The organism is Paenibacillus sp. FSL P4-0184 (assembly GCF_038004625.1).
Taxonomy (GTDB): Bacteria; Bacillota; Bacilli; order Paenibacillales; family Paenibacillaceae; genus Paenibacillus_AQ.
In genome coordinates this window covers 506,395-518,999 of record NZ_JBBORN010000001.1, presented here as the reverse complement: position 1 = coordinate 518,999, position 12,605 = coordinate 506,395, and the positions used below count along the sequence as shown (strand labels likewise).

The following is a 12,605-nucleotide window of genomic DNA, read 5'->3' as shown; positions in this document are numbered from 1 at the left end:
AATAATGGCTAATTTTAATATGTACCCAGAGATACTAGTATCCAATTCAAATGATCATGCTTGGCAAGATTACGGAAACATTAAGAATGAGCTTAATCGGGCAATAATCAGACTAGGAAAGCAAAAGACTATCGTTACCGTCGATTGTTATCCTGGCGTAAGAATGGAAGAACTAAAAGCTAATCTTGTTTCAGTAATGGAACCTGCCTATACAATTTTTGCAGATGATTTATATTATTCTAGCGATAAAGTAACGGATATGATTAAATTTCATCTAACAACGGATAGAGTATTTGGGAAGATATCGCTTCATAATTTTGGGGATTTTTTAGATGATGAACGTTTGGAAGAGGCTAGAAGTGCTATTAGTAACATTGATAGCGGTTTAATCATTATTTATGGTTCTGGTGCTACTCTTGTATGTGATCCTGATATTCTCATATATGCTGATTTGGCAAGGTGGGAAATCCAGAAAAGATATAGTAATAATGAAATTTCAAATTGGAGAGCAGACAACCATAATGAGGATGCGGTTAGAAAGATTAAAAGAGGCTATTTCTTTGAATGGCCAGTTGCGGACAGACATAAAAGGAAGTTGTTTGAAAAAATAGATTATCTATTAGATACGAACTGCAGCAATGAACCAAAGCTGGTAGAGGGGGCAACCTACTTAGCTGGATTAAAGCAAACAGTCAGCCAGCCTTTTAGAGTGATTCCTTACTTTGCCCCTGGAGTATGGGGAGGGCAATGGATGAAAGAAAAGCTTGGTCTTGATCCGTCAGTTGAAAACTATGCTTGGAGCTTTAATGGTGTACCAGAAGAAAATAGTCTTTTTTTAAGATACGGGGACGTAAAAATTGAAGTCCCAGCTATTAATGCTGTTTTTAGACATCCAGTTGATCTTTTGGGTGAAAAGGTATATGGACGTTTTGGCGCGGAGTTCCCGATTCGATTTAACTTTTTAGATACTTTTGGGGGCGGAAATCTTAGTTTACAGGTTCATCCATTGGTTGATTATGCGCAACAAACGTTTGGGGTGCATTATACGCAAGATGAAAGCTATTACATCGTTGATGCAAAAGAAGATGCTATCGTTTATTTGGGTGTCAAGGATGATATAAATTCCAATGAAATGATTCAAGATTTAAAACAATCATATGATGAAGGTAGTAAATTTGACGACCAAAAGTATATTAATCAATTTCCAGCTAAAAAGCATGACCATTTTTTAATACCAGCAGGTACTATTCATTCGCAGGGTAAAGATTCTTTGGTATTAGAAATAAGTGCAACACCCAATTACTTCACGTTTAAATTATGGGATTGGGGACGGTTGGGGATGGATGGGGTACCAAGACCTGTCCATCTTGAACACGGAATCAATTCTATTCAATGGGAAAGAGACGAGAAGTGGGTCAGTGAAAATATAATCAATTGTCTAGAACAAATGGGTGAAGGCGATGGATGGATCGAAGAAAAGACAGGCTTACACGACAGGCAGTTTATTGAAACTAGAAGACATTGGTTCTCAGGACCAGTCATCCATAACACTGATGGCGGTGTCAATGTTCTCAATCTAATAGAGGGGGAGGAAGCTATAGTCGAAAGCCCTACAAATGCCTTTGAGCCATTTGTAGTTCATTATGCTGAAACATTTATCATTCCTGCAATGGTTGGCAGCTATTCGATACGCCCTCATGGTAATAGCGTAGGAAAAGAAATGGGGACAATCAAGGCCTATGTTAGAACATAGCGGAATTTTCGATTAAAGCTGAAGTTTATGAGAGATCATGATTCAGAGTCCGAATTGGAATGGCCGAACCTTGTAGAAACAAAAGTGGAGTAAAAGCCTGAAATCAATTATTTCACGACGTATTATGACTAAGAAAGGCGTGATTATAGAAATGAAAAAAATCTATGTGGTAAACAAAACTCATTTTGACATTGGTTTTACCGATTTAGCGGAAAATGTCTTGCACAAGTATTGCCATGATTACATTCAAAACGCAATCACTTTAGCTGAAGACTTAAGAAAAGAGGGCAAAGACTTTGTTTGGACAACAGGTAGCTTTATTATTGAATATTACTTCAAAAACATGGATGAAGAAGCTTGTAAAAAGCTAGACGACGCCATAAAGAAAGGTTACATTCGCTGGCACGCAATCCCGTGTACGTTTGAATCTGAAACTATGACACCTCAAACTTTACATTACATGACTTCAATCTCAAAGAAGTTAGATGCTCGTTATGGATACAAAACAACAAGCGCAAAGATGACTGACGTCCCAGGACATACTATCGGGATTGTTGATGAGTTATATCGTCAAGGAATTAAATTCCTACACATTGGTGTAAATGGCTCGAGCTCAATTCCAGAAGTTCCAGATACATTTCTATGGAAGAATGGCGAAAGTGAGATAATTGTCTCTTATTCAGACGACTATGGTGGCGTAATCGGAATTGATTGCATAGATAACAAGCTGGCGTTTATGCATACTCATGATAATAGTGGTCCAGGAACAAAAGAGAAAATTAACGTCTTTTTGTCAAAAATGGCGAATGAGTATCCAGACTATGAGCTTGAATTGACTTCAATGGATCAGTTTGCAAATGAAATTTGGGAAGTACGTGACCAACTGCCAGTTATTACAGAGGAGATTGGGGACACATGGATTCATGGAATGATGTCTGATCCGAAAATCATTCGTGATTATCGGATTTTAACTAATTACATGTTTGATAACAAAATAGAAAATGATGATGCTAATTTCTATGCGATGTTAGTTCCAGAGCATACTTGGGGAATGGATATCAAACGCTATTTCAGTGACTATATGAATTATGAAAAGAAAGACTTCCAACGAGCGCGTAGTTTAGACCAAATTACGGATCTTGATTTAACCTACGCTTATGGAATTGTTAAAGATGAAACTGTTGGCGAAATGCAATTCACTTATAATGAGTGGACTGATCGTTCGTACAAATTTTATGAGTCTTCATGGAAAGAACAACGCAAGAACGTTGATCGTGCAATAGCTTGTTTGGAGCCTAAAGATCAAAATAACATTAAAAAACTTATCGAAGTTCCATATCATATCTTTGAAAACCAAGGTATTGAATGTGGTTTGGAAGAATTGATTTCGGTAAACGGGTATCAAGTTATGTTTGCTAGCGATGGTTCAATTAACCACTTAGAAAAGGATGGAACACTTTACTTTGATCAGGACAACAAACTCGGGGTTCTGAACTATACAATTGCTGGGCAAAATGACTATGATAACCTACGTTACAATTATTTGCGTGAATTACAACATAATTGGTGGGCAATTGACTTCTTAAAGCCAGGAATGGAAATTCAAAAACGAATTCAATTGAATGAAAATTTCACACCACATGTTGTGAAATTAGTTATGGAAAATGATTCGATTATTGCAACTTTAAAGTATAGCCAAAGAGCTGTGGAGGAGTATGGTGCTCCAAGAGTTGTAAAGGTTAAATATCAATTTGGAGATAAAGTTGAAATTGCACTATTATTAAAGGATAAAGATGCAATTCGTTATCCAGAAATTTATTCTTTTGACATTACACCACGTTTGAATTCGCCGTACTTAACTAAGATTCGTAAAATTGATACCGTTATTTCACCTTTTGAAGTGGTAGGTCACGGAAATAAGTTGCAACACATGATTGAAGAGTTAATTTACGATGGCAGCGATAAAAAAATCAATATTAAACCTATGGATGCCCCTCTTTTGGGAATCGGAACAAATAACAATCTAAGTTATAACAACAAATACCATCAAGACAACAATAAATTTACGTTTACACTATTGAACACAACATGGGGAACTAATTTCACGATGTGGTATGAAGAAGATATTTTTGCTCGTTTTGAGTTAGTGTTGGGATAACAATTTCCTGCGAACATAATGGGCATACGCCGATGCCTCTTCATCAAAAAAAACAGTTTATTCTCTTATCTAGGCTGTTTTTCAGGTGCATTTAGACCGTTTAAGCGATATTCCTTCAAGATGTGTTTGATAAAGTATTCTCAGGCTAGGTCATCATCACGCTAACGGGACACGATAGCTCAATAACGACACAAAGGCAATCGATCAGTGGATCGGCTGCCTTTGTTCAGCTAACGGGCAGGATAGTTCAATAGGACACGACATCAATTTGTTTAACCAGACATCTTCATTTAGAATAAAAGAAGAGATAGAAGGGAGTGTCGCAAATGGAATACCTATCAATTACGATATCACTTGTGTCCTTAGTTGTATGTTTAACTGTGTATAACAAAGTAAGTGCCATGGAAGCTCGTATCAAAACAATGCAGGTAAACGTTGACCAAATTGCCAAGTCTGAAGGTCTGCCCCCACATCTTGTTCAAAATGAGGTTCTCCAGCTCGTACGTAACGGCAAGGAAGTAGCAGCTGTTAAAAAAGCGAGAGAAGTGCTTGGTTTGTCACTATTAGAAGCGAAGCAATATGTGGATGCCCTAAAGGAATAGCTGCAACAATGCGTCCATTCAAATAATAGCCCAAAGAAGACTATCGACAAGTCCGTTCGATAGTCTTTTTATGATATATTATCAAAAATTAAACAGGAGTAGTAATATTGCTGTCGATGGTACCTTTGCGGTAATGGCTTTAAGCTAATGGGCAGGTTAGTTAAAAGGGCGTTTTATTGAAATTAACCGAAGTAAAGGAATAGTGAAATGTTTACGGTTCTTCTTAAACTAACGGGACACGATAGCTCAATACCGACACAAAGGCAATCGATCAGTGGATCGGCTGCCTTTGTTCAGCTAACGGGCAGGATAACGCAACAAATTTACTGTTCCTACGTATAGGATATAATTGGAAAACCAACTCTATGAGAATTGTAGCCAAGGGGCAACAATTTGCAGGGGAGCGAAATGAAGTGACAATAAAAAGATCATTTGGTACTGGGTCATTTGCAATAGTTGTTCTTATTTTAGGTTTTTTATTTAATTTTAAATTTCAAAACGACTTCATGTTGAGCCATTATCTTTTTAATTTATTCAATTGGAATATATATACGAATGAAACCGAGGGGTATCACATTCCATTTATGGCTGCTATCGTATTTTGGTTACCAGCAGTGATAATTTCGAAAAAATATCCAAATAATTTTGGAACTACTTTCTGTTATAGGGTGGGAGGAGTTATGTTGGTTCTTAGTATTACTGTATTTGCAGTTTATTTGTTTGGGACTCTTGTATAGAAACAAGCGATGATTAAGGTTCGACGTTTGGTTAAGCTAACGGGACACGTTAGTTCAGTGAACTAAGAAAATGAGGAGATATTTTAAATGGGACAAGGATATATTTTAGTCAATAAAAGCAAAGGAGAAATAATAAGCTTTGCCCATCTCCCAGCAAGTAAAGCAAAGGAATTAACCGGAAATCCCGTAACAGGAGCTATGACGACCTGGTACCTTTTAAGTAATATAGGCGATCAAATTAGTTTTATTGAAGAGGAAAATGTATTGGACGATTATCACGATGTAACCGATCTGCTCATTGACGATTTGATTAAAAGACAGCTTATGAAAGACGACGGGATTGAGGCGTTTGACCCAAATGAACCTGAGATATTCATTCGGCGGCTGAGGAACACGTGGATGGATTGTGAAGCTAACGAGGAACGTTAGCTCAAACACGATCGGCTACCTTTATTCAACTAACGGGCAGGATTGCGGAACAAGGGCTTAAATGAAATCTGAATAGAGGAGGTAAAAAAGTGAAAAGACCTTTAGGAGTGACTTTAATTAGTTGTTTTTACATAATTGGTGCATTAGTATTAATTTTCACAGCAATATTCTTTAATGCAGATGGATTTGGCATAGCCTATAGGTTTGGTTTACCAAAATTTCCAGAACAAATATTTAGGGTTATATTGGCTGTTGCTTCCCTTATCCTCATCTATGGTTATATGGGTTTAAAAAAATGGGGATTTTGGTTATGGAAATATATATTAAATAATGCATCCAGACTTGAGTGAACACAAATTGCACTTTGCTGTTCTTTACTAAGCTATAAGATAAAAAGAAGCGTTTATATAAATGATGAATCTTACGCAGGATATTGCTAAGCTGAAGGACAAATTGTCCAAGAATATAGCACAGATGAAATTGAGAAAAAACGAATAGGAACTTAACGTATGAATGAGACAATTGCACCGATGTTTGTGTTCCTGGAAAATTGGGAACGATCGTATTTGGTATGTTTTTTACATCGTATCGTGTCCATAACCTCAAGAAATTTGATAACACCGGAGAAGACATGGAGGATCTGATCTCCATCGGCACCATTGGCTTGATCAAAGCCATCGAGAGCTATCGCCCTAACAAAGGGACAAAACTGGCCACATTTGCGGCTCGTTGTATTGAAAATGAAATCCTTATGCACCTTAGATCCTTGAAGAAAACACGGAAAGACGTATCTCTGCACGATCCAATTGGGACAGACAAGGAAGGGAATGAAATCACGCTGATCGATATCCTTGGCTCCGAGGCTGATGATGTCTTTAAAGAGGTCGATCTGAAGATTGAGAAGAGCAAGATTTATCGAAATCTCGATATTTTGGATGACCGAGAAAAAGAAGTTGTAGTGGGTCGGTTTGGGCTGGACACAGGTGGGGAAGAGCGGACGCAGCGGGAGATTGTCAAGGAGTTAGGGATCTCGCGGAGTTATGTTTCGCGGATAGAGAAGAGGGCACTCATGAAGCTGTATCATGAGTTTTATAAGGCAAAGCGGTAGGATCTTAGATAATAGCTAATGATTCACTATAGACTGTGTTAAAAGCGACTTGCCAACAGGGGAGTTGCTTTTTTGTTAATTCAAGTAGTTGGGCTAAATGAACATATAAAAACATATTCAGAAAATTATCTTTTTAGCTGCTGAGGGCGGGGGGGGCGAACCCGTACGGTACTCACATACCGCAAGATTTTAAGTTCTGCGCTTATACCTACTGCAATTCACCGTGATCCCGATCAGTTTGGTGGTCGGATCAGCCTCTTTTGCCATCCGGTGGTAGACGCCGGAAAGCAGAACGATAAGCTGCCTGGGGAACACCGTGTAGGTTCGCTCCTCCAACGCAATGGCATACATAGAGCAGCTCGAAAAATTGTACAGCCTCCTTCCCGGGAACAAGCGAGGCGCGACCGTCTGGAACTGCGCGTAATGGTTGGACAGGGGGCATAGCGGGACAGTTCCCATACATAGTATTAGACGGAATAACGGAATAGTGCAAAAAGTAACTTTCTTAGCTAAATAAAACTATCCATCATTCTTATATAATAAAGGTAACAAGGCATCATAACTAGATAAAAGTTATTCTGTAGTAATTCGGTATAATACAAATGTAAGAGAAGGATATGCATGAAGAATGGTAAGTCATCAATGCCCTAGAAGACTAGACGCAGTAGGGAGACTTCGGTTTCTCCCAACAAGGAGCTTGGATTAACATAAAATAACCTCCGCGAGTGAGAAGGATAGGATGGATGCATCATGAAAAGGTACGGGGCGGTCGTGATAGGCTGCGGTTATATGGGCTCTCTCCACTTGGACGCGATATCACGACAGGAGCGGGTCCGGTTGATCGGCGTGGCGGATTGGAACCGGGACAGGGCCTCCTTAGTGGCAAGCCAATACGGAGCTGAGTGTTGGAGCACGGATTACCGGGTCTTGATCGAGCGTGACGATGTGGATCTGGTCATTATCGCCACGTACCCGTCCTCCCATCTGGAGATCGCAAAAGATTGTCTCGCTGCAGGGAAGCATATCCTATGCGAGAAGCCGATGGCGGGTAATGCACGGGAAACGCAGGAATTCATGAAGCTTGCCCGTGGAGCCAAAACCAAGGTCCTGATCGGTCACATCCTTCGCCATAACACCACGTACCAGGCGGTTATGAAGATGATCCGGGAGGGCGCTATCGGCTTCCCCTTGGTCATCCGGTTATCCCAATTGAAGCCCTCCAAAAATTGGGCTTCCCAATTGTCCCTGCTCCGGGACGTCTCGCCGATCGTGGATTGCGGCGTCCATTATATCGATGTGATGCGTTGGGCTACAGGGGCGGAAGTGGTAAGCGTCAACGGGATAGGGCAGCGTCTCTATGAAGAAGTCCCGCCGTACACTTACAATTACGGTCTCATGACCCTCCGTTTGTCGGACGGCTCCATCGGCTACTTTGAGACGGGGTGGGGTAAGGGGCTTCCGACTGATAACCGGAAGGAATTCATCGGACCGGCAGGCCGGATCCGCATCATCTACAAGAATGATCGACCGCGAGAGGATCAGCATCTGGGAAATCTGGTCGAGGTCGAAGACTACCGGAAAGGAACGGTCCGGATGATCAATATGGACTTCTCCGTGAAGCCTACGGGTGCCCAACTGGACTATTTCCTGTCCATGCTGGAGAACAACTTGCCCGCTATACCGACAATGGAGGATGCATGCCGGGCGATGGATATCGCTCTCCTGGCCGACCGGGCGATCCATGAAGGAATTACGTTACCTTGCGCGAAATAAGTGTGGACCAACATGGTGATGGTAACAGGGGATGACCCGGTGTATGGTATACACCTGCTGAAGGACTATATCGTCCACATCCATGTGAAGGCCGGCATCCGACATCAGCCGGTCGATCCGAGGGATGTGGACGGTGCCGTCGGATACCAACCGCTGGATCATCAACGATCACAGATATTATAAGATCGGTATTATATTCCATGAGGTTCAATTGGGCGAGGGGATCGAGACTGCGTATTGTGTTAGCCCCAGTGGGATTCCGAACAGAAGGGAACGAACCATGGAAAGAAAATTGGAAACCTTAGTAATTTCCCGCCTGACAAATCAGACGGATGGTTCAGATACAGAAGAAGTCCAGATCATCAAGCAGTATCAATGGCTTAAAGGGTATAACCCGGTCGTTACAGCAAGATTAAATTACAGTCAGGAGGATCTGAAGCTTCAGTTTAAGGTTTACGAAAAGAATCCAATACGAACATATAGAAACATGAATGATCCCGTGTATAAGGATAGCTGCATCGAGTTCTTTTTTCAGCCTACTCCTGATTCGGACCAGCGCTATATGAATTTCGAATTTAATGCGAATGGCGCAATTCTCTTGCAGATAGGAGCGGATCGGTATGATCGCTTCCCAATCACTATCAATCCGGCACTTTTCCACGTCCTATGCACCACGGATCAAATCAATGATAAAGGAGAAGTGTATTGGGAATTAAGCTTTTCGATCTCATGGGCTTGGGTACAATCTTATTTTTCGGATTTTCGGGCAGTACCGGGAAAAAGGATAAGAGGTAACTTTTACAAGTGCGGCGATGATACGACCTATCCGCATTTTGGAACATGGAGCAAAGTTCATTCGAACAAACCAGATTTTCATAGAAGCTGTGATTTTGGGATTCTGTACTTAGAGTAACTGCGAAATGCAGCGTCAATGAATAACTTCCGAAGCCGCATATACGGGGTTGGAGGTTTTTTTATATTTTTTAGGAAAATTATTCAAATAGAAAAAGATTGATATCATGTAAAATTATACATAGGTTTAGAGTTTCAAGATACAAACTACAACTACGATTTGTGGAACACGAGTCTCGTTTCAACAGATTTTCAGCGATCCTTCCATCCGAGACTGCCGCCTCACAGCTTGTTCTGTGAACATATTTACGGCGTATAGTCGCTTTAATACCGAGGTCCCGCATGAGTCGTAATACCTTTTTGTGATTCACAACAAGACGATATTGAAGGTACAACTCATCCTGTATAAGGCGGTATCCTACGGTGCTGTTACGGTGCTCATAAATGGCTTTGATCTTACGTCCGTCAGTATCCTTATCCTTGCGTTTCAGATAGGCATAGGCTTATGGTTTACTTGTGCTTAAGCTCGCCGATGACGACATATCTCTTCTTCAACCCTCCCGATTCAAGATTTTAACCACTTTTTCAGGATATTTACCTCCAATTTCAAACGACGCATTTCTCGTTCATGCTCGGTTTCAACCCTGTGTGCATCTCTACGTCTATCCTCAAATGAGGTAGCCCTTTGATCCGATACTTTCTCCTTTCTTTGTTGGCATAAAAAATGTACATCCTAGAATTACTTCACGTTTACCCATGGTTTTTCCAATGTCTATTTTAAGGGGAGCGCTTCAAATAAAACCTGCAGAGTTTTTGGTGTGCAACAGTTTTACAAGTACGGGTTACCGCTTCACATAACGATTTATCCCCGCTGTCTAGACTTCGATCAAATGCTCAATCTTGATACGTCTTCAGTGCATTGGAAATCAACTGTTTCGTTAATTTTCGTAAAAAATCATTGATTTATGTAGATGAATGTATAGTAAGGCTATTTTCCCGGCATATAATAGCTTTGCGAAACAAACACAAAGAAATCTCGAAACTCTGTTTCGTTCATTCCAATGAATAAAATTTTCTGGGAATTCATCGGGAGTGGACGCGATTCGCTGATGGTGAAGTGAAAATAGAAGAAACAAAAAGAAACGGAGGCTAATTATGTTAAAAAAAATCTTTACAGTTTGGTTAACGCTGGCGCTGGCTATTTTGCCGCTGGTGGGTACGAAGGTGAATGCGGCGGGTGACTACACTGCTGGCATAAGTGAGACCGGCTCCACAGGCACAATTTGGTTTCAGACCAGCTTAACGCTGAGATTCCTGGATGTACATTACACTATCACATCCGGCGGTCAAACAGGTGTTCAGCAGAATATCTCCATGCAAAAAAATGCAGCTACAGGCAACTATGAATATAAAATTCCCGTTACATTAGCTGCAAACGATGTCATTAAATACTCATTTACCTATTTTAATGAAGCAACCGGAGGAGCAACCGACACAGCACAGGTTTCTTACACCTACGGACAAGGCGGAGGAGAAAATCCGGCAACATTATCCGCTCCAACGTTCAGCCCAGGTGCAGGCACTTACACCTCAGCACAGAATGTTACTATCTCTGCTGTACCAATTGATGCCGCCATTTATTACACCACCGATGGCAGCGCACCCACCCGCCAGTCCGCACTATACACCGGAGCCATCCAAGTATCGCAAAGCCAGACCCTCAAGGCCATAGCCGTGAAAACGGGTTATTTTGACTCTCCAGCAGCGATTTCGGCATACAGCATTAATACGGGCGGAGGCCCGGATGTGCCGGTCGGAAGCAACCGCTTGACTATCCAGATTAAAAATGACAGCAAAGGCCAATACACAGATAGCCAGGTTTACTGGCAGATTGTCGGCAAATCCTATCAAACGGGAAAATTCGTTCACGTGGAAGCAACCGGCAGCCTAGTCGAAATGAAACGAACGGACAATACCTATTACAAGAATAACCAAGACGGCAATAATACGAATGATTATTACACCAACTACTTCCATAAGCTGAGTGACGCAAGCTGGGTATCCATCCCGGATATCGAATCTGCAAGGCTCTATTTGAGCTATGGTGAGCCTGTATTAATCCGTACGGTTGACGCTCTGGATGGCGCCGGAAATATCGTCGGCCTTGGATATCAGGGACCGGACATCAACTCCCCAACGGACGCCAACCAGAAGGTTTATTTTGATTTTATCGAATTCAATTTGGGTCCAAACGGATTCCATGGCAACACAACAAGAGTGGATCAATTCGGGTTCCCGCTAAAAATGCAATTGATCGGACACGACGGTTACAACCGTACTGTCGGCGAAACGGAATCTCGCGCTGCCATTTACGCTGCCTACAAGAACGAGGTATCCGACAAGTTCGTTTCCTTGGCAAACTCTCCATACCGGATTCTGGCTCCGGGTAAAGGCTCATTTGGACACCCAGTGAACGGTGAAGACAATACGCACTTTTTTGATGCCTACATTAATGACATCTGGAATACTTACCGCAGTAAAGAACTGGTATTTTCCGTCCCTGTCGGCGGAGGCAATCTGGTAACCTACAGCGGGCATGTGGTGCCGGGAACCGACAAGCTCGTATTCAAAAAGGATGCCAATAACGGCAGTGGATTCACACCGTACCAATATTATGTGGATAAACCGACAACTCCTGACGCATTGGAAGGCAAAGGTGCCTTTGACAGAAGAAGTGCTGGCCAACCTGTGTCGATTACCGATGTTGAACTGGCGATCCAGGCCCAACTGTGTGCGGCAATCAACAGACACCTGCTGCTTACGGTTGACCCAACAAACTGGGGAAATGAAAGTTATTTCTTTAAAACAGCACCTTCCAACGAATTTGTGAAGTTCTGGCATAACCATAGTATTGATCGGTTGGCTTACGGCTTTTGCTATGATGATGTCCGTGACTTCAGCCCATCGCTTCATACTCCAAGTCCTAAAGCAATGGTTGTTACTGTAGCCTGGTAAAAGATAAGCACCCTTTCGGGTGGTTTTCTGGATGAATGAATCCATGGATGCCAGTGGGGTGCTACCCTACGCCCTCATGGATAGCTGGTTTACCATGCGCCGCTCATTCAAGAAGTCATCCGTCGCTGGCTACCCTTGCCGAATGAACTCAACCAAATAACACACTTAACCCATGTAA

At 41.7% G+C, this 12,605-nt stretch carries 11 protein-coding genes; 10 read left to right on the top strand and 1 reads right to left on the bottom strand.

The features are described from left to right. Positions 1 to 4: 4 nt before the first annotated feature. The 9 genes from MKY52_RS02120 to MKY52_RS02075 all read left to right on the top strand — a co-directional run bounded on the left by MKY52_RS02120 (position 5) and on the right by MKY52_RS02075 (position 9,473). Positions 5 to 1,753, top strand: coding sequence for a class I mannose-6-phosphate isomerase (locus MKY52_RS02120; RefSeq protein ID WP_341049567.1), 1,749 nt, complete (start codon positions 5 to 7; stop codon positions 1,751 to 1,753). Between the two features lie 151 nt (positions 1,754 to 1,904). Further along, complete coding sequence (locus tag MKY52_RS02115; RefSeq protein ID WP_341049564.1) at positions 1,905 to 3,911, top strand: DUF5054 domain-containing protein; 2,007 nt, start codon at positions 1,905 to 1,907, stop codon at positions 3,909 to 3,911. Between the two features lie 326 nt (positions 3,912 to 4,237). Next, a complete protein-coding gene (locus MKY52_RS02110) occupies positions 4,238 to 4,513 on the top strand; it encodes a hypothetical protein (RefSeq protein ID WP_042189381.1) in 276 nt (91 codons plus the stop codon). Between the two features lie 365 nt (positions 4,514 to 4,878). Next, on the top strand, positions 4,879 to 5,250 hold the full coding sequence (locus MKY52_RS02105) for a hypothetical protein (protein WP_341049562.1): 372 nt from the start codon (positions 4,879 to 4,881) through the stop codon (positions 5,248 to 5,250). Positions 5,251 to 5,337: 87 nt separating this feature from the next. Next, positions 5,338 to 5,679: a hypothetical protein gene (locus MKY52_RS02100; RefSeq protein ID WP_341049560.1), complete on the top strand. Its 342-nt coding sequence runs from the start codon at positions 5,338 to 5,340 to the stop codon at positions 5,677 to 5,679. 89 nt (positions 5,680 to 5,768) lie between these two features. Then, a complete protein-coding gene (locus tag MKY52_RS02095) occupies positions 5,769 to 6,029 on the top strand; it encodes a hypothetical protein (protein ID WP_341049557.1) in 261 nt (86 codons plus the stop codon). A 221-nt stretch (positions 6,030 to 6,250) separates the two neighbouring features. Then, a complete protein-coding gene (gene sigK / locus MKY52_RS02090) occupies positions 6,251 to 6,787 on the top strand; it encodes an RNA polymerase sporulation sigma factor SigK (protein ID WP_341049554.1) in 537 nt (178 codons plus the stop codon). 750 nt (positions 6,788 to 7,537) lie between these two features. After that, positions 7,538 to 8,560 (top strand): Gfo/Idh/MocA family protein, encoded by a 1,023-nt coding sequence (locus tag MKY52_RS02085; protein ID WP_341049552.1) that lies wholly within the window; start codon positions 7,538 to 7,540, stop codon positions 8,558 to 8,560. 280 nt (positions 8,561 to 8,840) lie between these two features. Beyond that, positions 8,841 to 9,473 carry a carbohydrate-binding family 9-like protein gene (locus MKY52_RS02075; protein ID WP_341049550.1) on the top strand — a complete coding sequence of 211 codons (633 nt, stop codon included), beginning with the start codon at positions 8,841 to 8,843 and terminating at the stop codon, positions 9,471 to 9,473. A 79-nt stretch (positions 9,474 to 9,552) separates the two neighbouring features. Here MKY52_RS02075 and MKY52_RS30325 read toward each other — a convergent pair whose 3' ends face one another. Beyond that, complete coding sequence (locus MKY52_RS30325) at positions 9,553 to 9,903, bottom strand: IS3 family transposase (protein WP_445671008.1); 351 nt, start codon at positions 9,901 to 9,903, stop codon at positions 9,553 to 9,555. Positions 9,904 to 10,567: 664 nt separating this feature from the next. Between MKY52_RS30325 and MKY52_RS02070 the strand changes: the two genes are divergently transcribed. Then, a complete protein-coding gene (locus tag MKY52_RS02070) occupies positions 10,568 to 12,427 on the top strand; it encodes a beta-1,3-glucanase family protein (protein ID WP_341049549.1) in 1,860 nt (619 codons plus the stop codon). Positions 12,428 to 12,605 lie beyond the last annotated feature (178 nt).